Origin of the sequence: Nocardiopsis synnemataformans (assembly GCF_965343085.1) — a bacterium.
Taxonomy (GTDB): domain Bacteria; phylum Actinomycetota; class Actinomycetes; order Streptosporangiales; family Streptosporangiaceae; genus Nocardiopsis; species Nocardiopsis alborubida.
The window spans coordinates 54,310-78,044 of the sequence record NZ_CBDRFA010000019.1 but is presented as its reverse complement, the minus strand read 5'-3'; the positions used below and the strand labels follow the sequence as shown (position 1 = coordinate 78,044).

General features: G+C 70.6%; 22 protein-coding genes and 2 pseudogenes. 13 read left to right on the top strand and 11 right to left on the bottom strand.

Annotated features, from left to right (window positions below):
- Nucleotides 1-59 precede the first annotated feature (59 nt).
- The 3 genes from ACSIH6_RS13470 to ACSIH6_RS13460 all read left to right on the top strand — a co-directional run bounded on the left by ACSIH6_RS13470 (nucleotide 60) and on the right by ACSIH6_RS13460 (nucleotide 3,725).
- A complete protein-coding gene (locus tag ACSIH6_RS13470) occupies nucleotides 60-503 on the top strand; it encodes a YchJ family protein (RefSeq protein ID WP_435108634.1) in 444 nt (147 codons plus the stop codon).
- Nucleotides 504-631: 128 nt separating this feature from the next.
- A complete protein-coding gene (locus tag ACSIH6_RS13465; protein ID WP_435108607.1) occupies nucleotides 632-2,299 on the top strand; it encodes a hypothetical protein in 1,668 nt (555 codons plus the stop codon).
- A 100-nt stretch (nucleotides 2,300-2,399) separates the two neighbouring features.
- A complete protein-coding gene (locus ACSIH6_RS13460; protein ID WP_435108606.1) occupies nucleotides 2,400-3,725 on the top strand; it encodes a purple acid phosphatase family protein in 1,326 nt (441 codons plus the stop codon).
- A 402-nt stretch (nucleotides 3,726-4,127) separates the two neighbouring features.
- On the opposite strand, the gene ACSIH6_RS13455 is transcribed toward ACSIH6_RS13460, so the two are convergent.
- Nucleotides 4,128-5,270, bottom strand: a complete 1,143-nt coding sequence (locus tag ACSIH6_RS13455) for an epoxide hydrolase family protein (protein WP_435108605.1) — start codon at nucleotides 5,268-5,270, stop codon at nucleotides 4,128-4,130.
- A gap of 119 nt (nucleotides 5,271-5,389) precedes the next feature.
- Between ACSIH6_RS13455 and ACSIH6_RS13450 the strand changes: the two genes are divergently transcribed.
- Entirely contained in the window at nucleotides 5,390-6,664 is a 1,275-nt protein-coding gene (locus ACSIH6_RS13450; protein ID WP_435108604.1) for an RNA-guided endonuclease InsQ/TnpB family protein, read from the top strand.
- 106 nt (nucleotides 6,665-6,770) lie between these two features.
- The gene (locus tag ACSIH6_RS13445; protein WP_435108603.1) at nucleotides 6,771-7,733 is read left to right on the top strand and encodes a helix-turn-helix transcriptional regulator; all 963 of its coding nucleotides are present in this window, start codon (nucleotides 6,771-6,773) and stop codon (nucleotides 7,731-7,733) included.
- 203 nt (nucleotides 7,734-7,936) lie between these two features.
- Here ACSIH6_RS13445 and ACSIH6_RS13440 read toward each other — a convergent pair whose 3' ends face one another.
- Nucleotides 7,937-10,156, bottom strand: a complete 2,220-nt coding sequence (locus ACSIH6_RS13440; RefSeq protein ID WP_435108602.1) for an N-6 DNA methylase — start codon at nucleotides 10,154-10,156, stop codon at nucleotides 7,937-7,939.
- Between the two features lie 263 nt (nucleotides 10,157-10,419).
- On the opposite strand from ACSIH6_RS13440, the gene ACSIH6_RS13435 reads away from it, so the two are divergent.
- The 4 genes from ACSIH6_RS13435 (at nucleotide 10,420) to ACSIH6_RS13420 (ending at nucleotide 13,678) form a co-directional block, all read left to right on the top strand.
- Complete coding sequence (locus ACSIH6_RS13435; RefSeq protein WP_435108601.1) at nucleotides 10,420-11,127, top strand: MgtC/SapB family protein; 708 nt, start codon at nucleotides 10,420-10,422, stop codon at nucleotides 11,125-11,127.
- A gap of 112 nt (nucleotides 11,128-11,239) precedes the next feature.
- The gene (locus ACSIH6_RS13430) at nucleotides 11,240-11,677 is read left to right on the top strand and encodes a hypothetical protein (RefSeq protein ID WP_435108600.1); all 438 of its coding nucleotides are present in this window, start codon (nucleotides 11,240-11,242) and stop codon (nucleotides 11,675-11,677) included.
- Nucleotides 11,678-11,831: 154 nt separating this feature from the next.
- Nucleotides 11,832-12,848 carry an SEC-C domain-containing protein gene (locus tag ACSIH6_RS13425; protein ID WP_435108599.1) on the top strand — a complete coding sequence of 339 codons (1,017 nt, stop codon included), beginning with the start codon at nucleotides 11,832-11,834 and terminating at the stop codon, nucleotides 12,846-12,848.
- 209 nt (nucleotides 12,849-13,057) lie between these two features.
- Nucleotides 13,058-13,678, top strand: coding sequence for a hypothetical protein (locus ACSIH6_RS13420; RefSeq protein ID WP_435108598.1), 621 nt, complete (start codon nucleotides 13,058-13,060; stop codon nucleotides 13,676-13,678).
- Here the strand turns inward: ACSIH6_RS13420 and ACSIH6_RS13415 are convergent.
- Nucleotides 13,627-14,595, bottom strand: a complete 969-nt coding sequence (locus tag ACSIH6_RS13415; RefSeq protein ID WP_435108597.1) for a hypothetical protein — start codon at nucleotides 14,593-14,595, stop codon at nucleotides 13,627-13,629. The genes ACSIH6_RS13420 and ACSIH6_RS13415 overlap by 52 nt on opposite strands.
- 715 nt (nucleotides 14,596-15,310) lie before the next feature.
- Here ACSIH6_RS13415 and ACSIH6_RS13410 point away from each other — a divergent pair.
- From ACSIH6_RS13410 to ACSIH6_RS39465, 3 genes and pseudogenes are all read left to right on the top strand, one after another.
- Complete coding sequence (locus ACSIH6_RS13410) at nucleotides 15,311-15,625, top strand: hypothetical protein (protein WP_435108596.1); 315 nt, start codon at nucleotides 15,311-15,313, stop codon at nucleotides 15,623-15,625.
- A gap of 153 nt (nucleotides 15,626-15,778) precedes the next feature.
- The gene (locus ACSIH6_RS13405; protein ID WP_435108595.1) at nucleotides 15,779-16,621 is read left to right on the top strand and encodes a Crp/Fnr family transcriptional regulator; all 843 of its coding nucleotides are present in this window, start codon (nucleotides 15,779-15,781) and stop codon (nucleotides 16,619-16,621) included.
- 107 nt (nucleotides 16,622-16,728) lie between these two features.
- Nucleotides 16,729-17,148 (top strand): annotated as a pseudogene (locus ACSIH6_RS39465) (HelD family protein); the annotation flags it as partial.
- A gap of 348 nt (nucleotides 17,149-17,496) precedes the next feature.
- On the opposite strand, the gene ACSIH6_RS13400 reads toward ACSIH6_RS39465, so the two are convergent.
- Nucleotides 17,497-17,691, bottom strand: a complete 195-nt coding sequence (locus ACSIH6_RS13400) for a hypothetical protein (protein WP_435108594.1) — start codon at nucleotides 17,689-17,691, stop codon at nucleotides 17,497-17,499.
- Here ACSIH6_RS13400 and ACSIH6_RS13395 point away from each other — a divergent pair.
- Nucleotides 17,690-18,445, top strand: coding sequence for a hypothetical protein (locus tag ACSIH6_RS13395; protein ID WP_435108593.1), 756 nt, complete (start codon nucleotides 17,690-17,692; stop codon nucleotides 18,443-18,445). The genes ACSIH6_RS13400 and ACSIH6_RS13395 overlap by 2 nt on opposite strands.
- Nucleotides 18,446-18,511: 66 nt before the next feature.
- Here ACSIH6_RS13395 and ACSIH6_RS13390 read toward each other — a convergent pair whose 3' ends face one another.
- The 7 genes and pseudogenes from ACSIH6_RS13390 to ACSIH6_RS13360 all read right to left on the bottom strand — a co-directional run bounded on the left by ACSIH6_RS13390 (nucleotide 18,512) and on the right by ACSIH6_RS13360 (nucleotide 23,565).
- A complete protein-coding gene (locus ACSIH6_RS13390; RefSeq protein ID WP_435108592.1) occupies nucleotides 18,512-19,075 on the bottom strand; it encodes a hemerythrin domain-containing protein in 564 nt (187 codons plus the stop codon).
- 164 nt (nucleotides 19,076-19,239) lie between these two features.
- Nucleotides 19,240-19,530: pseudogene (locus tag ACSIH6_RS13385) on the bottom strand (cytochrome C); the annotation flags it as partial.
- 205 nt (nucleotides 19,531-19,735) lie between these two features.
- The gene (locus tag ACSIH6_RS13380) at nucleotides 19,736-20,224 is read right to left on the bottom strand and encodes a DUF6879 family protein (protein ID WP_435108591.1); all 489 of its coding nucleotides are present in this window, start codon (nucleotides 20,222-20,224) and stop codon (nucleotides 19,736-19,738) included.
- A gap of 66 nt (nucleotides 20,225-20,290) precedes the next feature.
- Nucleotides 20,291-21,706, bottom strand: coding sequence for a DUF6177 family protein (locus tag ACSIH6_RS13375; protein ID WP_435108590.1), 1,416 nt, complete (start codon nucleotides 21,704-21,706; stop codon nucleotides 20,291-20,293).
- 169 nt (nucleotides 21,707-21,875) lie between these two features.
- Nucleotides 21,876-22,292: a hypothetical protein gene (locus tag ACSIH6_RS13370; protein ID WP_435108589.1), complete on the bottom strand. Its 417-nt coding sequence runs from the start codon at nucleotides 22,290-22,292 to the stop codon at nucleotides 21,876-21,878.
- Nucleotides 22,293-22,370: 78 nt separating this feature from the next.
- Nucleotides 22,371-23,120 carry a hypothetical protein gene (locus tag ACSIH6_RS13365; RefSeq protein WP_435108588.1) on the bottom strand — a complete coding sequence of 250 codons (750 nt, stop codon included), beginning with the start codon at nucleotides 23,118-23,120 and terminating at the stop codon, nucleotides 22,371-22,373.
- 169 nt (nucleotides 23,121-23,289) lie between these two features.
- The gene (locus ACSIH6_RS13360) at nucleotides 23,290-23,565 is read right to left on the bottom strand and encodes a transposase domain-containing protein (RefSeq protein WP_435108587.1); all 276 of its coding nucleotides are present in this window, start codon (nucleotides 23,563-23,565) and stop codon (nucleotides 23,290-23,292) included.
- Nucleotides 23,566-23,735 lie beyond the last annotated feature (170 nt).

The following is a 23,735-nucleotide window of genomic DNA, read 5'->3' as shown; positions in this document are numbered from 1 at the left end:
CCGGGGCCCGTCCCCCCGGGGGAGGAGCACGTCACCGCATGGGGACGCCGGAGGCCACAATGGAGGGCATGTCGCAGCGCAGAACCCGCCACCGCACGTCCCCGCCACAGCCTTCGGCCGACCCCGAGGCGCCCTGCCCCTGCGGCGGCCCCGCGGCCTACCGGGACTGCTGCGGCCGCCTGCACAGCGGCCGGGCCACGGCGTCCACCGCCGAACAGCTCATGCGCTCGCGCTACAGCGCCTTCGCCGTCGGCGACCGCGACCACCTCCTGCGGACCTGGCACCCGAGCACCAGACCGCGGCGCCTGGACCTGGACCCCGGCACCGAGTGGGTGCGCCTGGAGATCCTGTCCACCACCGGGGGCACCCCGTTCCACAACGAGGGCACGGTCGCCTTCCGGGCGTCGTACCGCGAGGGAGCACGCGAGGAGGCGCTCGTCGAGAACAGCCGCTTCGTCCGCCACGAGGGCGCCTGGGTCTACCTCGACGCGCTCGCGGACTGAGGGCGTTCCGTGCGGTGGTGCGCTGCGAACAGCGTCAGGTGCGGGCGAGGTCACGCTCTGCCCCCCCGACACGATAGGAAGGGAGCGCGCAACCGACCGAACGCACCCACACGGACACGGAGCCCCACATGACTCCCCAACCTCCCGGCCCCCTGGAACAGGGCGAGATCCTCCAGGACCTCGCCGGGCGACTGGTCGCGGTCGTCCCGCAGGGCTGGCAACAGCTCACCTACCTGGCCAGGGTGATCGGCGCCCACCGCAGCGACATGCTCGCCGTCCAGGAGGCGGACGGCCAGGTCCGGCAGCTGGAGGTGCCCGACGGCGTCGACGACCTCGTCGACGCGCTCAAGCGGTCCGGGTTCCAGGAGGGCGGGGGCACCTGGCTCTCCGTGATCCTCTCGGTCCACCACTCGCACCAGTTCAACGTCGAGTACAACCACGACACCGAGCCCGACCTGCCGCCCGGGACGAGCCCGCTCGTCTACGCCCAGGAACTGGAGCGCTTCCCGCGCTCGCACGACCGGATCCCGGGCTGGCTCGGCGCCAGGCTGGAGCAGGCGCGCGAACTGGAGCCCGAGCGGATACGCGAGGAGTTCGGCGCGGCCCTGGTGCGGGCGTGCGAGCGGGAGGGGCTGCGCGCCGACTTCCTGCCGCCGACCCACCTGCGCGTGTTCGACTCCGGGGGCACGGTCCTCATGGAGGCCGACATGAGGGACACCTTCGACCAGGCCGCCATCGCCACGGACGAGCAGCGGACCGACCTGGCCGCCCACTTCGCGGACTTCATGGCCCGCGCCGCGCGGGAGCGTGAGCAGGCCGCCGGCGGGTCCTCCGCCGACGCGTCCTCCGCCGGTACGCGGAACGCGGACCCCGCCCTGGCAGCTGACCCGGCCGGCGTTCCCTCCCCGGCGGACCCCGACGACACGGTGGCCTCCTCCCTGGCGGCGGCCTTCGCCGAGGCCGGGGTGAGCGCCGCCTTCCAGGGCGCCGACACGCTCGTCGTGACACTGCCCGACGGCAACCACGCCAGCGCCGACATCAGCGGGCTGCGCGCCGCCCTGAACGGGGCCACCCCCGAGCAGATCGCGCACAACACCGCCCAGTTCGCGCGCACGTCCGTCGAACAGCTGAGCCAGGCCACCGGGCAGGGCGGCGGTGACACCGACGGACGGCTGCGGGCGCGCCTCTACCCCGCCTCCGCGTTTCCCGAGGGGGTGCTGGACTCCCTCCTGACCCGCGAGATCGCCCCCGGGCTGTGGCAGACCGTCGTCGTCGACGCCTCCGACTCGCTGCGGCCGCTGCCCCGGCAGGTGCACGAGCGCTCCGGCCGCCCCGACGGCGAGGTCTTCGCCGAGGCCGTGGCCGCCTCCGTGGCCGAGACCGTCGAGGTCAGCGAACACGAGGTCAACGGGGCGCGCATCGTGCACATCGGCGGCCAGCACCCCTACGTGGCGGCGCACGCGCACGCCCTCGACCGCTACCTCGGCGACCTGCCGCACGGCGCGCTCGTGGCCTTCCCCGTCCCCGAGGTGCTCCTCGCCCACCCCCTGGGGCAGGGCCACCCGATCGCCGCCATGGACCACATGCAGCAGATCGCCGAGCGGTTCACCGCCGACGGCGACAAGCCCGTCAGCGCCCAGCTCTACTGGTGGCACCCCGGTTCGCGCTCGCGCGAGCAGGGCACGCCGCCCGACCTGCGTCCCGTGGGGGCCAGGATCGACCACGAGAACAGGTCGGTCTCACTGCTGACCTCCGACGAGGAGTTCGGGCCCATGCTCAACTCCCTGGCCGGGTAGCTGGACAGGGAGACCGGGGGGAGCCGCCGCGTCGGCGGCTCCCCCGACGCCCCTCCACACTCGCGGCACCGCTCCGCCGCCAGAAAGGACAGGTCCCCTCATGCCCGACGCTCCGTCCCGCGTGCTCGCGGCCCTCAGCGGCGCGGTCCTCGCGGTCGGGCTGTGCGCCTGCACCCCCGAGGCCCCGCCCGAGCAGCCCGTCGACCGGGTCCTCCTCTCACCCACCGCCGACCCCAGCACCTCCCAGGCCGTGACCTGGCGCGCCTTCGGTGCGGAGGAGGCCTTCCTGGAGATCGGTCCCGAGGACGGATCCGCGGAACCCGTCCGGATCCCGGGGCAGGCCACCGGAGGAGAGGAGCCCGGTTCCACCTTCGCGGCCACGGCCACCGATCTGGAACCGGACACCGCCTACCGCTACCGGATCGGCCAGGACGGCGGTGGCGAGGACGGCGGCGGTGGTGGCGAGGGCGGAGGCGGCGACGGCGGTGACACGGGGGGATCGGTGAGCGACTGGCGCACCTTCACCACCGCCGCCGAGGGTGCCGAGCCCTTCAGCTTCCTGTACTTCGGCGACATCCAGAACGACATCACCGACGAGGCCGCCCCCGTCATCAGGGCCGGACTGGAGGCCGCACCCGACGCCGAGCTGGCCGTGCACTCCGGCGACCTGGTCGACTCGGCCGACAGCGGCTCCGAGTGGGACGAGTGGTTCGACGCCTTCGGCCCGGCCACCGGGAGCATGAACCACGTGGCCACGCCGGGCAACCACGAGTACGACGACGGGCTGAGCGAACACTGGGTCCCGCAGTTCCCCGGCGCGGGCAACGGACCCGGCCGGGGCGCGGACCTGGCCGGGACGGTCTACCACACCGACTACCAGGGCGTACGGTTCGTGGTGCTCAACTCCAACTACCGCGAGGTGCCCCAGGACGAGGCCGGGCGGTGGCTGGACACACAGCGGCGGTGGCTGGAGCGGGTGCTGGCCGACAACCCCCGCGAGTGGACCGTGGTCACCTTCCACCACCCGGTCTTCTCCGCCGACCCCGACCGCGACAACGAACCGCTGCGCGAGGCGTGGCTGCCGGTGCTGGAGGAGTACGACGTGGACCTGGTCCTCCAGGGACACGACCACTCCTACACCCGCGGCAACATGACCGAGCACCGGACCGACGACCCCGACACGCACACCGGCCCGGTCCACGTGGTCGCGGTGACCGGCCCCAAGACGTACGACGCGGCCGAGGACAACTGGACCGACCACGGCGCCGAGGTGCGCGTGCAGCGCACCGACACCCAGACCTTCCAGACGGTCTCGGTGGACGGCGACACCCTGGAGTACCGGTCCCGTACCGTCGACGGCCAGGCCGTGGACTCCTTCACCATCGTCAAGGACGGGGACGGCAGGCGCGTCACGGACGGCTCCTGACCCGCCGTTCCCGTCGCACGCGTCTCCCGGGCGGCCGGTGTCTCCCGGCTACGGCCTGGGGGAGCAGCCGAGGGTCGGGCCGCGGGCGGCTCCCAGCGCGGTTCGACGCTTCGGAGCCGCGGCGCGTACGGAGCCGCGGCGCGTACGGGGCCGCGGCGCGTACGGGGCCGCGGCGCGTACGGGGCCGCGGCGCGTACGGCGGTCCGGTGCCCCTACCGCTTCCCGCCCGGCATCCTGCCCGACGGCGAGGCGGTCACCCCGGTCTCGATCCCGCGGTTTCACGAGCGGGACGAGATCGAGGCGCCGCTGAACGCCGCCGGGTTCGAGGTCGACGAGGTCCTGGACGTGCCGGACCGGCTGGGCCTCGAACGGGTCCTCGTGGCCCCAGGCCCTGACGCGGAGTCAGGAAACGCCACGGAAGAAGGTGCGGATGTCGTCCGCGAGCAGCTCCGTCTCCTCCATCGCGGGGAAGTGACCGCCCTCGGCGAACTCGCTCCAGTGGCCGATCGCCTTCCACGGGTCCATCGCGCGGCGCATGAGCGGGTGGGTGTCGAACACGGCCCATCCGGACGGCACGCCGGAGGCCATGACCACATCGATTCCGGAGTGCTCGGACTCGTAGTAGAACTGCGCGCTCGACGCGCCGCTGCGGGTGAACCAGTACAGGCTGATGTTCGTGAGGAGCTGGTCGCGGTCGACCGTCTCGTCCGGCGTCCGGTAGGCGCCGCTGGTCCCGGTCTTGAACTTCTCGGCGATCCACGCGAGCTGACCGACCGGCGAGTCGGTGAGCGCCGCGCCGATCGTGTCGGGGCGGTGGTCCTGCATCGCCAGGTACCCGCGCTCGGCCGCGCCCTCGGCGCGCACCGCCTCGATCTGGGTCATCTCGTCATCGGACAGACCGTCGGGGTAGGGGAACTTGTCGCCGATCAACCCGAGCCACCGGGGGTCGCTGCCGATGTGCGTGCCGATGACGCGCTCCGGGTGGAGCGCCGCGAGGCGGCCGGCGGTGCCCGCACCGATGTCGGTGCCGTGGGCCGCGAACCTCTCGTAGCCCAGACGTGTCATGATCTCGGCGTAGGCCTCCGTCGTCCGCGCCAGCTCCCAGCCGGTCCCTGACAGCGGGGTGGAGAACCCGAAGCCGGGCAGCGACGGGATGACCACGTGGAACTCATCGGTCAGCAGCGGGATGAGTCGCTGGTACTCGACGAACGAGCCCGGCCAGCCGTGGTTCAGGATCAGCGGGGTGGCCTCCGGGTTCGTCGATCGCGCGTGGACGACGTGGAACGTCTGGCCGTCGACGACCGTCGTGAACTGTCCGTACTCGTTGAGCTTCTCCTCCTGCGCACGCCAGTCGAACCCGTCGCGCCAGTACTCGGCGAGCTCCTTCAGGTACACCAGCGGGATGCCGCGGCTGAAGTCGGTGCGATCGTCTCGGCCCGGTACGGGGACCGGCCAGCGTGTGTGTGCCAGCCGGTTGCGCAGGTCGTCGATGTCGGCCTGCGGGATGTCGACGCGGAACGGTGTGAGTGCGTTGTTCTCGTTCATCTGTTTGTTGGGCGTGGGTACCCCGTCCTTCAGGGCGGGGAGGACACGCTCTCTCCTTTCTGTCACTTTCTGTTGGATTTTCCTCACGCGATCGCAAGGCGGTCGCTACGGTGTGTGCCATGACCAGGAAGAGCGTGAAGCGGGCGTTTCGGTACCGCTTCTATCCGACCGACGCACAGGCGATTGAGCTGTCGCGCACGTTCGGGTGTGTGCGCCTGGTCTACAACCGCGCTCTGGCCGAACGCACCGCCGCCTGGCAGCAGCGTCAGGAGCTGGTGGGCTACTCTCACACCTCGGCGATGCTGACCGCCTGGAAGAAGACGGAGGAGCTGTCCTTCCTCACCGAGGTCTCCTGCGTCCCGCTCCAGCAGACGCTGCGCCACCTGCACACCGCTTCTCGGAACTTCTTCGACCGGCGCACGAAGTACCCGCGGTTCAAGTCGAAGAAGACGTCGCGGGCCTCGGCGGAGTACTCCCGGTCCGGGTTCCGTTACCGCGACGGGCAGTTGACCCTGGCCAAGATGGCCGAGCCCCTGGACGTCGTGTGGTCGCGGCCCCTGCCCGAAGGGGCCCGTCCGTCGACGGTGACGGTGTCGCGTGACGCTGCCGGGCGCTGGTTCGTCTCGCTCCTGTGCGAGGACACCATCACATCGGCTCCGGCCACTCGCGACGCGGTTGGCGTCGACATGGGTGTGACGTCGTTGGTGGCGTTGTCGACGGGGGAGAAGGTGGCCAACCCCCGCCACGAGCAACGCGACCGAGCGAAGCTGGCCCGGGCTCAGCGGGCGCTGGCCCGTAAGGCCAAGGGCAGTGCGAACCGGGACAGGGCCCGCCGCAAGGTGGCACGGGTGCACGCCCGTATCACCGACCGCAGGCGCGACTTTTTGCACAAGCTCACTACTCGACTCGTCCGCGAGAACCAAGTGGTCGTGATCGAGGACCTGGCGGTGCGCAATCTGGTCAGGAACCGCAGGCTGTCCCGGGCGATCTCGGATGTGGCCTGGCGTGAGCTGCGCACGATGCTGGAGTACAAGGCGCAGTGGTACGGGCGGGACCTGGTCGTGGTGGACCGGTTCTTCCCCTTCTCCAAGGCGTGTTCGACGCCCGGGTGCGGGTACGTGCACGTGTCGTTGCCGCTGCGCGTACGCGAGTGGGCCTGTCCCGGTTGTGGGGTGACCCATGACCGCGATGTGAACGCGGCGAACAATCTCAGGGCCGCCGGGCTGGCGGTTGGGGTCGGGCCCCCGCTGTGTGATCATGGCGAAGCCCACACAGTAGGGGCGGGAGCTGGTGTGAGACCTCAACGGGAGTCCTCCCGGACGGGGCGGTCGGCGTCGAAGCAGGAAGGCCACGGGGCGACCCGTGACGAGGCTTTGGCCTCGAACCACCGGTAGGTGGTTCCGGAATCTCCTGCCTTCCGGCAGGAGAGGAAGTCAAGACACCGACGTTTCCAGGCAATGCGGCAGGTGAGCTTCCGCGATTGCCGAAATGATGGGGAACATGTTGGAGACCTCGGCCCGCCTGCTCGAACTGCTGTCATTGCTCCAGCTCAAGCGCGACTGGACGAGCTCCGAGCTCGCCGGTCGGCTCGGTGTGAGCACGAGGACCGTGCGCGCCGACATCGGCAAGCTGCGGTCGCTCGGCTATCCCGTGGACGCGCGCCCCGGCGTCGCGGGCGGGTACCGGCTGGCCGCAGGGGCGGCGATGCCCCCACTGCTGCTCGACGACGACGAGGCCGTCGCCGTCGCGGTCGGACTAGGTGTGGTCGCGACCCGAAGGCTCGGCGTCGAAGAGACATCGCTCACCGCGCTCGCGAAGCTGGAGCAGGTGCTGCCCTCGCGCCTGCGTCGGCGCGTCGAGGCGGTACGCGAGGCGACGAGCGTCGTTCCAGGGGCTGAACCACCGCTTGACCTCTCGGTTCTCGGCGCGGTCGCTGCCGCGATCCGCGGCCACGAACGGCTCCGGTTCGGATACACGAAGCCCGGGGGTAGTGAAGGGGCCCGCCACACCGAACCGCGACGGCTGGTGAGCTGGGGGCCGCTCTGGTACCTGCTCGCGTGGGATCTCGACCGTGACGACTGGCGGATCTTCCGTGTCGACCGCATGGTTGCGCACGCACCGACGGGTGCGCGGTTCCAGCCGCGCGTGATCCCGGGGGACGATGCCGTCGAGTACGTCGTCGGACGCGTCAGCAGGGCGGCCTGGAAGTACCGCGCCCGGGTACTCGTGCATGCTCCCGCCGCCAGGGTCGCCGCGAAGATCCCCGTCCCGGTCGATATCGAGGTGATCGACGAGTCCACGTGCCGTGTCGAGCTGGGTTCCGACGACCCGGACCGGCTCGCGCTGTGGATGACACAGCTCGACGTCGACATCGAGGTGACCGACGGGGACGAGCTCGCGGCGGCGTTCGATCGCCTCGCGACGAGGTTCCGCCGCGCGGCGGGTGGCGCATCCACGACGTGAATCTCGGCCGTCGGTCATGCGACGATGCCGTCGAGGACCGGCGGCCGGTATCCGGGGCCTTTGAGCACCTTTCCGTCGGCCCGGTGCGGGACCCGGCCGTCCGCGCCCCGCTTGCTCATGTTGGACCGATGGACCTCGGGTGGTTTCCAGGATCTGTTGCGATGCCCCTGTCCAAAGGAGCGGGCCGGTGCTCCCTACCGCCGCTAGGAAGAGGTCTCCCACCGCCCGGCGACCAGGTCGACGGCCTGGCCGGCCAGCTCCTCGCCCCACCCCTGGAACTCCAGCAGGGCCTCCCGGAACCGCGCCACCTTCTGGAAGAGCTCCCCGTACCGCCTCTGCTCCTCCACGGGCAGCACCGGAAGCCGCATCCGGGACGGATCGATCCTCAGGTGACCCCGCATGCTGCTGCTCACCCGGGTGATGTTCTGGCTCTCCCCGGAGCTGGTGACGAACCCCGCCAGGAACCACGGGTCGACCGCGCCCGGGTTCGTGCGCACCACGTACAGGCCGCCACCGGGGTAGGCGCCCGCGTCGTTCCCGGTCGCCACCCGCGCGGCGGGCCTCGGCGCCAACGCCGGGATGAGGACGTCGCCCTCCTGGATCGGGGGATTGCGCATCGGGTCGGCGTCCACCTCCTCCGTGCGCGAGGCCCCCGCCCCCCGCGCCACGTCCTCACCGGTGACCACCCTGGCGCTGACGCGCGGGCCCGCCTCCTCCGCCGAACGCCGGGGGAGGGGCCGCCGGATCGTCACCGACCCGGCCCGGGCCAGCTCGCCCAGCGTGACCACCCCGACCGCCTCGCCGTCGGGCTCGACCCCAGGCGCCTCGGGCAGGAGCGTGCGCAGTGTGCGCAGCGCGCCCTCCAGGCGCGTGCGCCGCTCGGCGAACAGGTCCAGGTCTCCCGCCGCGGCGCGCGGAACCGGAAGGCGTGTGCGGGGGGTCAGGTCCACGTCCTCGTCCAGCAGGTCGACCACCTCCAGCGTCCGCGCCACCCCCGGATGCTCGGCGAAGTCCTCCGGATCGGCCAGGTACTCCCGCCAGAGCCGGTCGATCCGGCCGAGGACCTCGCCCTGCGCGGAGGTCTGCCCGGGCTCGTGGGGGGCGGTGTCCACGAGCAGCACGGGAGCGGGAACCGCGTCCCGCTCCGGGCGGCGCAGCACCCACAGCTGGAGGGGAACGGCGTAGTGGGCCGCGAACCCGGGCGGGAGCGAGAGCACCGCGCGGAAGGCGCCCGCGCGCAGCAGCGACCGGCGGATGCGCCGACCCGAGGGGCGCTGGGCGGCGCCCGGGGGCATCAGCACGACCGCCGATCCGCCCGGACGGATCAGGGACAGGCAGTGCTGGACCCAGGCCAGGTCGGACTCCAGGCGCGGGGGGACCCCGTGGGTCCACCGGGGGTCCTCCGCGAGTTCCTCATTGCCCCAGTTGCGCTCACCGAACGGCGGCGCGCACACGACCGCGTCGGCGCCGTCCGCGCCGTCCGGTGTGGTCGGGGCGAACGCGGGGAGGCGCAGCGCGTCGGCCACCCGCAGGTCCGTGCCCTCGGTCAGGGCCCCGGCGAAGGCCAGGCGCAGGGCGGCCAGCCACACCGAGGCGGCGTCCCGGTCCTGTCCCAGCAGGGCGCGCCGCCCGCCGCGCGCGGCGGCGAGCAGCAGCCCGCCCCGCCCGCACGCGGGGTCGGCCACGGTGCTGGTGAGGCCGTCCCCGTTCCCGGCGCTGCTCCCCTCCGCGGCCACGGTGTCTTCGGGGCCGGTTCCGGCGTCCCCGTCCCCGGTGGCCCCGGTGCCACCGCCCCCGCTGTCTTCGGGGCCGGTTCCGGCGTTCCCGACTCCGACTCCGGCCAGACTCACCATGAGGTCGGCCAACTCGGGCGGGACCGTGTGCGAGCCGGAGGGGGAGCGCTGGTCCAGGCGGCTGAGCAGGTGTTCGAAGGCGGTCCGCGGATCGCTCTCCCGCGCGGCGCGCACCGCCGCGTCGGCCAGCGGCGCCAGCTGGGCCCCCGGAACGGGTTCGGGGCGGTGCTCGGACAGAGCGGTCAGACCCGCGCCTTCGAGGAGATCCTCGAAACTCCACCACGCGTGCACCGCCAGCGCCGGTCCGTCCTGCTCCCCGGCTTCGGGGTCGCGGCTCAGGTGCCACAGCAGCACCCCGGCCTGGACGAGCACCGCGTCCACGGGGACGGAGGCGCGCAGGGAGTCGAGCGCCTGCCACAGGCGCTGGTCGGGGTCGATGCTCGGGACCTGGCGGTGGGTGGACAGCCACTCCTCCACCTGCCCCAGGTCGAACCGGGGGCTGCGGTCGGTGCCCCCCACCGGCCTGGGGAAGTCGTCGTGGCGGCGCCGCCAGTTGCTCACCGCCGTCGGCTTCACGCCCGCGATCCTGGCGATGTCGGCCGAGCTCACCTCCACCTCACCGGTGCCCATGGCTTCCCCACCCATCCGGGACGACAGCAGACCGGTCACGACTATACACACGCGCCTGGCGAAAACCCTGTTCGCGGGCTTCTGGTCTGGTGGTCCGTGGTGGTTGGGCGCCTTCACAGAAGAACGGGTGTACGCGGGGGAGGGGCGGGTAGCCGTGTCCAGTATCCGGTGGGATGGGCGCGATGTCCCGGACGTGTCGGCGTTCTGGCGCTGCGGACCCTCCGAAGCGGACCGAACGGGCGACCTGTGGGGGGAGTGGGCGGATGCTGGAATGGTGGGAGGCCGCACTCCGGCTCGGCTGCGCGTTCGGCCTGGGCACGCTGGTCGGTGTCGAACGCCAGTGGCGGGCCCGCATGGCGGGCCTGCGCACCAACGCGCTCGTCGCCGTAGGGTCGGCGCTGTTCGTCCTGCTGGCCGCCTACGCCGTCGACGAGGTCAGCCCCACGCGTATCGCGGCCCAGGTGGTGTCGGGTATCGGTTTCCTCGGCGCGGGCGTCATCCTGCGCGACGGCATCAACATCCGCGGCATCAACACGGCCGCGACGATCTGGTGCGCCGCCGCCGTGGGCGTCCTGGCCGGAAGCGGCGTCTACCTGGTCGCGGCGATGGGCGCGGTGGCGGTGGTGGCCGCCAACGTCCTGCTGCGCCCGGTGGCCCGGCGGTTGCAGAAGAGCTCTCCCGTCAACTCCAAGGACGGCGAGATCGTCTACCGGGTCCGGATCGTGTGCACGGACGTCCACGACCCCCACGTACGGGCCCTGCTGCTCCAGGCGCTGTCCGAAACCGAGTTCACACTGCGCTCCCTGGACTGCCGCCACCTTGACGAGGACGAGGACCTGGTGTCCGTGTACGCCGACATCTTCGCGGCCGGACACCAGGACGAGGCCGTGGAGCAGCTGGTCAGGAGGCTCAGCCTGGAACCGGAGGTCTCGTCCGTGCGCTGGCAGGAGCTGGACGACGAGGCGGAGTGAGGGCGGCCCTGGCCGCTCCCAGCGGACTCCGATGGGGGCTCCCCCGCGGAGCTCTGTATCGTTGCGCGGCGGACACGAAAGTTCCGTGAACGCCGATCTCCGAGGAGCCCTCGTGAATCCCCCTGTGCCAGGCCAGCTCACCGCCGTCCGGGTGATCCTGTTCATCCACGTCGCGATAGCCGCATTCGGACTGGTGTCCCTCTTCGCGCTCCTGTCCGCGTCCGGGATGTCCCTCACCCGGGTGGTGGGAGCGACGGGAACTCCCATGGGGCTCTTCATCCTGGGGATGCTGTTCGCCGTAGGCGTCCTGGCTCTGGAGACCACCGCCGCCGTGCGGATGGGAGCGGGTGGTCGAAAGACCCAGACCCTGCTCCGTGTCGCGCTGGTCATGGCCGTCGTCGGAACGCTGATGAACGTCGTACAAGGCTCCGGTTTTCTGGGCTTCGCCCTCGTGGTGGTCGCGTTGGTCCTCGCCGAGACGCGGGCCGCCAAGGACTGGTTCGAAGCCACCGATGCCGCTGGAGGCCACGCGTCCCACCGGCCGTACTGAGGCGAACGCCCCGCGCACCCGACGACGGCGCCCGGCCGCACACCGCACTGGAATGCTTTGGTTCTGGTCGTGTGCTGTCGGGAGCGCGCCTGCTTACCCCCTGGTTCCGGGAAACGTGCCGTCCGGTGTGCCAGCGGCTTCTACCCTGGTGGCCATGAACGACCACGACCTCTCCACTTCCCGGACCGGTGATGAAGCGCCCCTGATGGCCGCGCTCCGGGAACTGGACCTGCCCGGCCGCGTCCTGAAGGAGCTGAACGCCTACCCCGACGACACCGGGGAGGTCCTCATGGACTCCGCCGTGGAACTGCGCCGTGCGGGGCGCGACGACCAGGCCCGCCGCCTGCTGGAGACCGTGCGCGAGCACCCTCCCACCTCGGAGGACGGCCAGTACGCCTCCGTCGAACTGACCGACCTCCTGCGAAAGAGCCAGGATCCGCAGGACAGGGCCGAGGCGGAACGGGTCACCTCCGAGCTGCTGCGCCCCGGCCACCTGGGCGAGGGGCCCGCCGACCTGCTCGGTGAGTACCTGCGGGAGCTGGAGCGCTGGGACGAGGCGCTGCGCTGCTTCAACATCGCCGCCCGGCAACTGCTCGCCGAGCCGCCGGAGGAGCTCGCGGGGGAGGACGACCTCTCCCTGTCCCCGCTCGTCAGCCGTCTGCTGGCGCGGATGAAGCTGGGCCTGCCGCACGACGGCCACGACGAGGTGGCCCTGGTCGTGGCCGAACGGCAGGCGGAGGGCGCGCTGGGACCGCCCTACGAAGAGGAGGGCTGGCCGGAGCAGGACGGCCCGGACCGGGAGGTGGAGGCGCTCTACTCCCGTGAGGCCTTCGACGGGGCCCGTAGCCGGGGACTGCTCACGGGGGAGACCGCCGAGCACGACGCCGACGCCTACTACCGCGCCGCCGAACGGAGCCTGCGGGAGCGGGACCGCGAACACCCCGGAACGCCGCGGAGCGTGGTGCTGCACGGCGTGGAGGAGGTCGCGGAGTTCGCCGAACGCTCCGGTCTGGACCCGGCGGACAGTGACACTGCCCTGACCTGGGCGGACCTGGAGCTCACCGCGGACGACCCGAGGCTGCGGTCGTGGCCGCCCGGCCGCAACGAGTCCTGCTGGTGCGGATCGGGGCGCAAGTACAAGAAGTGCTGCGGCTCACCGTCCAACCGGTGACCCGTGCCGCCTCCGACGCCGATACTGATCCCCGGAACAGGGGGCAGCCCCCTGGCGACGGTGACGTGGAGCCCACAGTGGCACGCGCCGTCTCTAGGACCCCCTCGGATTCGCCGCTCCGGTGACCGGTATGCGCTCCCGCCGCGCTTGACGACCACGCCTGTGGACAACCACGGACAGGGCACGGGTTCTCTGCCACCATCGGTGGGATGGAACTCCGGTCTCACCACGTTCGTGCGCTCGTCGGCTCCGCGGAGGCGCGGGCCGTGGACCTGTGCGTGCGCGGCGGTGCGGTCACGGCCGTGTACCGTCCCGTCGCGGAACAGGGCAGGCTACGTGCGGGCGGCAGGCTGCTCGGCTCGCGCCTGGGGCTCTACCAGGTGCTCCAGGCGCTCCCCCTGGGGGAGTGGGTTCCGGTCGACGCCTTGACCGAACGCGAACAGCGCATCCTCCCCGCACTTCCCGCGTGGACGCGGTCACGCAGGAGCGGGCGGGTTCTTCGGATCGCGGACACCCCCGTGCGGCTGGACCTGCTCGTCACCCGGGGGGAGGGATGGCTCGACGCACTCGACCGGGCCTGCGTGCTCGGCCCCGTCGCGCCACGCACGGCCGTGTGTCCACCGCTCGGTGAGGACCGGGAACGGGCGTGCTGGGAGGCGGACTTCTACGGGGTTGGGCTGGCGGAGCTCGACGGCGATGGGGTGAGGGTTCTGGTGAAGCCCCGCACGGAGGTTCCCGAGTCCGCCGCAGCGCTTCACTGGCGCCTCGCCGAGCGCGTTCACCGGGCCGTGGAGGAGCGAAATTCCTCGTCCCTGTTTCCCGCCCAGTAGCCCAGCGCGTCCGAGACCGTGAACGTGTCCTGCCTGGGGGAGATCGCCCTGTTGTGCCACTCGTATTCGAGATGGGCACGTTGACACATTCCCCGCCACCGCGCCCTCATGCCCTCGGGGGAGTGCTCGGAGCGCAGTTCCCTCCACCACCGGGACCAGAGCGCCATGTTGTGGGCGTGGGCCCCTTCCGTGTCGGAGGTGTCCTGGAAGTCGGTGAGGGGCCTGCCCACCTCACCGTTGTTGCGTGCCTCGCCCCATTCGACGCAGGGCAGGCAGTCACATGGTCGGGAGCCCCGCAGACGTTCGGCGAGGGTGGAGCCGTGGAAGTAGCCCATCAGGACGGGCATGATGACGTCGGGACTGGACTTCGGGCCCGGTCCGCCGCCCTGCTTCCCCGGCGGAACCGCGTGGCGGACCGAGGCGGTGTCGCCGATGGAGGCGAACTCCGCCCCGTGCGCCATCGCGTCCAGTGCGGTCAGATCGGTCCTGAGCAGTGCGGTCCCCGGACAGGCGCGGAGGACCTCCCGCAGCATCCTCGCCCTGATCGCCGAGCCCACTGGGTTCCCGCTGTCCCCGAGGATCAGTGCCTTGGGCGCACGCACACGCCGCAGGGAGGCGATGAGGTGCCTTCGGCGGTCGGTGAGCCACCGCGCGTCGACGGGCACCGCGAAGACCACGCCCCGCATGTCCGTTTCGTTCACCTGTCTGACGGCCTCGTCCAGGGCCCGCCCTCCTGCGTCGTCACACCGTAGGTACCGAGTGGGGGTCAGGACCAGGTCGACGGGGTTCGACGCCAACTGTTCCAGGGTCGCTCCGACGCCGGTTTGGCGTGTGTCGATGCGGAGCTGCCGTTCGAGCGTGAAGGGTTCCTCGGGGGTCGCGTAGAAGTCCTCGTATGCCGAGGGATCCAGGACCACGGGGCAGTCAGGACCCGTTCTTCTGACGAATTCCTTCGCCTTTTCCTGTGCGCGCCTTCCGGAGAACACCACACCTCCGAATTCGGCGGAAACCCTGTCCAGCGGTGCGTTGTCCGTGCCCTTGACATGCAGAAGGATCCGGCCGCGTACGGCGGCGAGGGGATCGGGTGGGGCGTGGCTGACGGATGGGGACGGCCTGGGGGAACGGGGCACCGCTTCACCTCGTGGTTCCGCGTCGGCGTTCGCCTGCTTTCTGCCCGAAGTTCGTTCACCGAATCCCACATGGCCGGTTGAGGTCACCGAATGTGTGCATGCTGTGGCTGTTGTTTTTCCTGAGACGTTCGCGTGGCCGAGGACGAGCTGTGGCCTCGCTCCCCGCGCTGCCGCTGCCGGTTCGCTCCTCGGGCGGGGCTGCCGAGAGGATGTGGGCAGAGGGTGACACATCCATCGAACAGAGGAAAATTCAGGATTGTCATATTAGGAAATGGTATGCCGGTATGTCACTGTGGCTTTCCCTTTCCTTGTTTCTTTCATGTGCCGTGCTCGCGTCCTGTGTCGGCCATTTTCGTGGGCATATGACTCTTGCTGGGATTGGCATGGACGGTTGAGGATTGTCGGTATGGCCAAGAGGAAAACGCGCGGCCCCTGGCGTTACTGGGGTGTGGCGATCATTGTTTTTGCCCTTTTTGGATGGTTTCTACCAGAGGTGGGGCCGATGTGGATCGCGGCCGCCTCCGCGGTCTCGGTTCTCTACGTCTTCTTCCAGATGCCGCTGCCGTGCGGCGCCTGGAACCGGGGCGAGAAGACGCGGTGCCGCAACAACTCCCCGGGGCTGCTGCCGGGGTGCCACATCGAGCAGCACCGGTGGCAGACGGCGAAACTGATGGTGCGCACGGGCGGTTGGGGAGAGCTCCGAGCCAAGGTCTTCGCCAGCTGGAAGAGGGCCCTTCCCGCCGTCGTCTCCGCCGCCACCATCGTGTCCGGGGTCGCTGCGGTCGCCCAGCTCGCCGTCGCCGTGGCCGTCGCCTGAGGGAGCGCGCGTTCTCCGCGTTCCGCCTCGGGAGCCCGCCAGCAGCATCCGTACCGGTGGTGGCCGGACCCGGCCACCACCGTGCCCGGGCGGACACGACCGGTGAGAATCGCCCTGCCGACCGCAGCCCCGGGGAAGAGGAGAGTCGCGAGCGTGGACAGGCACGGCTTCGGAGGACTGGTCACCGACGAACAGTGGGAGCGGTTGACCGCGTCGGCGATGACGCGGAGGTTCGCCCAGGGGGAGGCGCTCCTGCGGCAGGGGGAGGTCGGCGGAGGGGTGCACCTCATGCTGAACGGCCGCGCCAAGGTGGTCTCCGTCAGGGCCGACGGCTCCTGCGTCCCCCTGGCCTTCCGCACCCGCGGGGAGATGCTGGGGGAGTCCGTCCTCGCCGGGGCGCAGCGCCCCAGGAACGCCACGGTGACGGCCCTGTGCCCGAGCAGCACCGCCTTCCTCCCCGCGGACCGCTTCCGCAGGGTCGTCGACGAACTCGACCTGGGGGCCGTGCTGTGGCACAGCGCCCTCATGCGTCAGGACAAGGGCGACCGCATCAGGGTGCGGCAGACGGCCCTTCCCGCCGAGCGCAGGCTGCCCGCCGCCCTGCTCCACCTCGCCTCCGTGATGGGGGAGCCCATGCCCGAACCCGTCTCCGACGCGCCGGCCACACGCGGGTGCCTGCTGCGGATCCCCCTGGCCCAGCGCGAGATCGCCGGGTTCGCGGGCATGTCGCGCACCTCCGTGCACAACGCCTACACCTTCCTTCGTGAACAAGGCGTCATCCGCACCGGACGGCAGTACGTGGCGATCCTCGACCTGGCGGCGCTGGAGGGCCTGGAACAGGGCGCCTCCGTGGTGTGGCCGCACCTGGTCACCAGCGGCGAAAAACTTCTTCGTTATTATGGTTGGCAATATTCACAGGATAATCTATGCTGTCATGAACATACTGCTTCCGTGAGTACACACAGCGCCGGAAACCGGATGGGTTCACGAACATGAGCTCCCAGCCCCGCGTGCTGACCGTTCCGGGACCGGTCCGACCAGGGTGACGCCACCGCCCCCGCGGCGCCGCCCACCGCACCTTTCTCCGTGAGGGAGGCGAGGAGATGGGGAGCAACGCCCGCCAACGGATCATCGAGCAGGAACAGGCCGCGGTGGACCGGGCCCACCGTTGCCTGGAGCGGCAGCGCGACCGGACCCGACGGCTGGCCACGGCCGACGCCGCCGCCAGCGCCAAGGACAGCGTGGCCCAGCACGAGGAGTACGCACGCTGGGTCGCGCAGTACGAGCTCGGCGGACAGCAGCTCGTCGTCCAACGCGTGGACCTTCAGGAGGAGAGCGGCGACGAGACCTTCTACGTGGGCCGCAGAAGCATCCGGGACGAGAACGGGAACGTCTTCGTCATCAAGTGGACCAGCCCGGCGGCGGTCAGCTGGCGCCGTGAGCGGGGAACCGAGAAGGGCGTGGTGACGCTCCGCCGACGCCTGCGCTGCCGCGGCGAACGCGTGGTGGACTACCACGACGAACTCGTCCGGAAAGCCGACGGCCCCTCTCCGGACCAGGTCTCCCCGACCCGGGTGGCGGCCGCGATCCGGGCCCGGAAGGAGCAGGAGGCGGGCGCGGCCCAGGACCCGTTCCTCCCCCAGGAACTGGACCGCTCCCGCGACGGGCTCATGCGCGACATCGTCGAGACGATCCACCGCGACCAGCTCGACCTGGTCTGCCACGACCGGCCGGGGGCGCTGGTGGTCCAGGGCGGTCCGGGGACCGGCAAGACCGCGATCGGCCTGCACCCGTCACCACGCCGACGGTCAGCGGTGCCGCAACCGCACGAGCTCCCCGGACGGCTGGTGCCGACAGCCCGGGTGCGACGGCTACCGCACCAGACGGGCCCGGCGCCCGCAGGACCAGCCGACCGTACTGGGTTCGCCCGCCGGGTTGGACACCGGAGCCCGACTGGGGTCTTCCGCGCGGGCTTTCGCGATCACCGTCAGCGCCGCGGCGCGCGCCCGCTTCGCGGTCCGCCACAGGGCCACGGCCAGGGAGGCCGAGGTGGAGATCCGCGCCATGCTCGGCGACCTCCTGGCCGGGGGGCGGCAGGCCCGGCGCACGGACGGCCGCTGGCACCTGGAGCGCGACGGCTACCGGCTGGTCCTGGACCGGTCCGCCGCGTCGGTGGTCGACTACCAGACCGTGCACGCCGAACGCAGCTGGGCCCAGCACAGGGCGGGGATCAGCTCCCGGATCCCCCAGCGCGCCTTCACAAGGCACAGTGACACCACCACAAGGCACAGTGACACCACGACCGAGCGGACCGAGGAGCAGCCGATGAGCGCACCCACACCACCGGTTCCGCCGCAGGCCGGGCCCCGGGACCCCACCGCGGCCGAGCACCTGCGCCTGTTCCTGGCCGGGCTCGAACAGCGGGAGGAGGCCCAGGACCAGAGCGTGTACGGCTTCCTGCGCCACAGCCTCATCGCCGACCTGTACCGGGCAGGGAGCCGACCGGAGGACCAGGAGAGCGGCGACGTGCTCTGCGAACTCTCCGGCCTGTCGGTCCTGTACCGGGTCCTGCCCGACGAGGACACCGGTTACGGGAGGCTGCGCCGGGCGGCCCTGGAGGCGCTGGAGGCCCGCTGGGCCCGGGGAGCGGACGCCGACCGGGTGTGCCTCGTCCTGCCCGCTCCCCCCGAGGAGGAGTGGTCGGTCCTGGCGCTGCTCGGCGCCACCGGGGTGTCGGTGATCTGGAGGGAGGGCGATGCGTGGCGCGGCGAGGAGGCGGTCCTGGCCGCCGGGGACCGCATGCGTGCCGACCAGGTCTGAGCCCACAGGCCGCGCGCACACGACGGCCCCGTCCTCGTGCCGAAAACGGGGCCGTGCGGCGGGTGTTCAGGAGTTGCGGCCCGAGAGCGCGTCGCGCATCCGGTCGATGAGCCCCGCCCCCGGGGCCAGGATCTTGTTGGCGGGCGGGGTGTCGGGCGCGCTGGGGTGGGGGCGCGTGGGCGCCCACTCCTTGGCCTTGACCACCTTGGCGCCCAGTTCCCGCAACTCCTCCTGCGTGCACGCGGCGCGCAGGCGCGGAAGCAGGTTCTTCTCCTCGTCCTCGACGTGGTGGCGGATATCCGAGATCAGCCTGTTCAGCAGCCGCTGGAACTCGGGGTCGTCGGCGTCCAGGCCCTCCAGGTCCTTCATCACCTGCTCGGCCTCCGCGTGCTCCTGGAGCTCGTGATCGGCGATCCGGTCGCCGTCGTCCAGCACTCGGCGTGCCGCCGGGTACATGTGCTGCTCCTCGGCGACCGAATGCCTCACCAGCTCGGTGATCACGTGTTCTGTGAGCTGCTTGCGCGCCTCGGGCGACAGCGGGCCCTCCAGCTCTGTGAATATCTGTTCGACCTGGCGGTGGTCGGAGATGATGACCTCGACAAGGTCGGGTTTCTGGGTTTCCGCGGCCATGTGTCTCCCCCTGAAATCACGGATACCGACGTTGACGACCACTGCCCGTGACAGCCCCTTCCTAACACGGCAGTCGTGGTTCTTCGCGTTCCACGGGGTGGCTGCGGTGTCGATGTCCCAACGACGGGAAACCGCCAGACGACGCCGTCCAGACCGTTGGAGACGGCCGTCGCCGCCGCGGCTCCGGTGGTGAAGTCCCGGCCGGGATGCAGGCCGAGCAGCCGGAACAGGCGTGCGGCACCTTCGGGCAGGGCTCTGTAGGACCAGGCGAAGACGGAACGGACCGTGCCGGCCTCCTCCCCGTCATGGGTGGCCAGAGCGTCCCACAGCGAGGATTCGTCGCGAAGGACCTGGATGAGATCGGCCAGTGGCATGTGGGGGCGGCTCGCCGCGCGTTCGGCGGCGATGCGCAGGGCCAGCGGGAGCTGTCCGCACAGCCGGGCGAGTTCGGCCACCTCCTGTGGATCGTCCTGTGGCCGGACGGTCACGTGCCGCATGGCCGGAGACGTCCGCCATCCGCGACCGTGTGCCGTCGGACAGATTCTCCTCCGGCTCCTCACCGTGGCGGGGCGTGCCTCTATCGGACACCGGAGATTTCCGCCCCGCCCACCTCGCGGACGAAGTAGTCCTCCAGGGCCTCGGCGTTCGCGTGGAGGGCCGCTATTTCCGACCTGTACTGTGCGGTGACGGCAGGGTCAGCGAATCGGATCGGCCCTTCGAGTACGCCCTTCGCGTCGTAGAGGATCTGTAGGTCACCTCGTCTCCGAGGGTGACGACCTCCGGAACGGGGCGGTCCCGCTCGAAGGACGCGAGTCGCCCCGGGGAGATGACGCGGATGTCCTCGCCGCGCTGGGCCCGGACCCGCAGGGAGTGCGGTTCCCAGAGGAGGTAGGCGGGGAAGGGCTTCTCCACGACCCGGACCCGGCGAACACCGCATCCCGCCTTGGCGAGACGGGCGGATTCCTTCCGAAGAGCGGGGCGGTTGTCCTCCCCCTCGTCTGGTCTGAGCCAAAACCAGGTCTGTGCGCAGCCAGGTTCGCACGGAGACCGGGGCGGCCCCGGAAAGAGGCGGGTGACAGCCCCACATCCGGCCAAGCCCAAGCGTTGGTGCCGTTCAACGCCCCTGCTTGACGCGCTCTTCGTCACCATTCGACCGTGGTGACGGCTGTTGTCGAACAACCTTTCCTGATCGCGCGAGCTCGGGTGCGTCTGCGGTCAGTCGGTGGTCGCGGGCATCCGGAACCTGATCACCGGGACGGTGTCCGTGTCCGCTTCTCCGCCCTGCCCCGATGCCCGATGCCCGGACTTCCTGCCGGGGTCCACGTGGGACAGGAGCGCGCCGAAGCCCGCCCAACTCCCGCTGTCGTGGTTGCCGCCACCGGCGAGGTCGTACCAGACGGCCGGGGTCATCGGCGGCCCGACCGGGACGGCGCGTACGGGTGCGTCCAGGGCGTGATCGACTCCCAGGGAAGCGACGGTCTCCACCCCCAGGGCCACGCCCACCGGCGTCGGCCCGCCCGTCCGGTAGGGGCTCCGGGTCAGGTCCGCGCGGCCCCGGCGGCGGCGCACCTCCATCACGTGCAGGACGCCCCGGCCGGTCAGCTCCCGCACGATCGGCACCAGGGAGGACAGGTCCGGTTCGTCCCCCGGCGGATGGCTCACCGTGAGCGTGACGGTCTCGCGGACGCTCTCCCGTGTCCGGCGCACCCGCAGAGTGCCGCGGAAGGCGCGTACGCCCTCGGGGTATACCGGCGCGGGTGGTCCGGTGAACACCAGCCACGAGGGACGGGGAGACCGGTTCCGGCACAGGCCCGTGAGGGCGCCGGTGTCCCAGGCCAGGGTGGCGGGTTCGGTGGGACCGAACAGGGCGGGCTCGGCCCCGGCCAGGGACGCGGTGAGCAGCTCCACCGTCTGGCCCAGGACCAGGTTCGGTACGGCCGGGTGGTCGGCCTTGACCGTGACCAGAAGCTGGTGGTCGGTCTCCTCCGGAACCGGTTCGGTCCACAGCGGGGAGTCGGCCACAGGGGTGTTGGGCGGGTCGGCGATCAGGCCGTAGCGCTCGTCCCAGTGCAGCGGGCGGCCGGAGAACCCGTCGCGGAACCCGTTGCCGTCGGCCACCGCCCAGCGGGCCAGGGCGTCGGCCAGCCAGGCCGAGACCGCAGCGACGGGCCGGTCCTCGACCACGACGGCGGCCTCCTCGGTGCGCGCGGTGACCTCCGGATGCCCTGTGTCCCGGACAGGCAGCCCGCCGAGTCGGGGCAGGCGTTGTTCCGGCTGCCACACCAGCCCGCCGTACCACTCCACCAGGGTGTCGGCGAAGCGGCGCATCGCCTGCCCGGTGGCGGGGTCGGCCACGCCGGTCTCGGTGGTGCGGACCTCCACCCACCAGGGCTGGGCGGGCAGGGTGTCGGGAAGGGCGGTGTCCAGGAGCCGTTCGGCCTCGGCTGAGGCCGTGAGCCGTTGGGCGGCGTGCACCGCCGCGACCAGGTGCCCCGCCTCGTCGCGCAGCTGGACGATCGCGCCGTCGGCGGCCAGGCGCACGCGTAGTGACGGCCCGGCCGCGGCAAGGGCGCGCGTCAGCCCGGGGATGCCCGGCGGGTGTTCCAGGAGGGCGACCAGGGTGCGGCTCACGGGGAGGGCTCCTTCAGGAACGGATGCGGGGACGTGGCTGGTCCTACTCGGTGGCTCTGCCCTCGGCTTCCTCGCGCAGTTTCTCGTGGAGCCGTTCGGGGATGTGCTCCTCGTTGCGGGGAAAGTATTTCAGGCCATTACCAGGGCATCGGGGTTCTGCCCTTCGGATTCATCGTGAACTTGCCATGTTCTGGAGTTCTTGAAGGTCCTTGCTTCTTTGGAGTGAGGTACTCGGAGGAATTCTTCCTCCTCGTTCGTATTCGGGTGACCCGATCCAGTTCTCAAGGGCCTCGATGGATGTCAGGCCTTCCTTCTTCGCTTGGAGGAGTCGGCGCACCCACACACTCTTTGCGTTTCTTTCTTCTATGTCGGACGACTCGAAACTCAGGAAGTTCGCTGCTTTTCCATCCACGGAGGCCCAGAGGTAGCCGATCGCGTCTCCTCTTTTGTGTACCGGAACGTACAGCACAGCTCCTTCTGTTAAACGGTCGAACCTCGGTTTCGATCCGGACCGTTCCAAGTGAAGGTCCTCCCATGCCTCTCCGCGGGACATGGCATGGGCTGGGTCTGGTTGGTTGCTCTCCACAACGACTCTCCTTAACTTTAGGTTTCCTCTACCTCTGCTGTGAGGTCCCATGCTCCCGTGTCCGGATCTTGGACCGCATCAGTGAAAACGAGCTTCGTTCCCCGGGGGAGGATGATCTCCCTCTGCGTGGGATACAGGATGTTCTTTGATTCCCTCGCTGGGGTCGAGCATGAAGTCGATTTTCTCGAGCCCGCGCTTCATGTCGATGCTTTCAGGCAGAGGATTGCTGATGGCCTGGTCGAACAGGGCGGCGTTCTCCTCGATCGTTCTCCTGGCCTCATTCGCATTTGCATGCGTGGGCTGGGGGCCACCAAACCATTCATGAAGCCAGTCGTGGAAATGGTCGCCCCTGAGGTTGATGAGGTGTGTCGTCGCATCATCCTTGTCATTTATTCGCGAGAAGGTGTTGTAATAACATGACTTCTGTGTATAGCTTCTGGCGGCATGCTGTTGTTCGGGGGCCAGGTTGTCGAAGTGGTTTCCGAGGACTCTGTCCCCGTATGCCTGTCCTTCGTCGTTGGTGGAAAACCGGCGAACGCCGTTGCCGTCAACGCGTCCGGGGTAATCCGCTGTCGGATCCGGATGTGGGACTGGTGAGGGAGGTGGCGGTGCGCCTTCGCTGTGGTCAGTACCGGAGGCACCGCTGTCCTCGGTTCCTTCCCCGGCGTGCCCACCTCCGTCCGGATCTGCGGGGTAGGTGCCCTGTCCGTCGCCCTGGTCTTCACCTTGGCCATCGGACGGAGTGGTGGGGGTCCCACTGCCGCTGCCGTCATCACTACCACCGCCGGACGCTGCGGGAAGAGAATCACTGTTGCTGTCCTCGGTCAAGGAGTTGTCTGAAGCACGGCCGCTGTTGTCATCGGGGACGGTGACCGGGGTTGTGGGGCTCTCCTGCTCCGAGGTGAAGCCGTCGTCGACCGGGGAGGTCGCCCAGGGAGCGCTGGAGGTGTCGGAGCCGCTGTCCGCGGTGCCGTCGCGCAGATCCTGGGCGGTCGGGTCACTGCTCTCCCTCGGCGCGTCGGTCGCGTTCCCCGCGGGCGAGCCTTCGCTGCCCGGAGCCGTCCCGCCCCCGTTCGGGGAGCTTGCGCGACCGCCGCTGGGTCGCGCCGGTCCCGGCGAGGGCCTCGTCGACCATGTCGAACGGGACGATCCGGGTGGGTTCGCCCAGATGCCCCGGGGCGAACAGGCCCTTGGCTACCGTGATTTCACGTGTGACGGCACACTGATCGGACAGCGGAGCTCCCGGGTTGGAATGACTGGTCTTGGTCGACAAGTCGTTCTACCGGGGCTCCACTTCCTACGTCCGGCACTCCACCGGACTGAGACCACTTGCCACCAGCCCCACAGCCGTAACTTCACGGCCTTGGTCGAAAGTGACCCTGCTACGCACAGAGGACGTGGGATGTGGGACGGAAGCACGCACCCCCGGAGACCGGTCATACC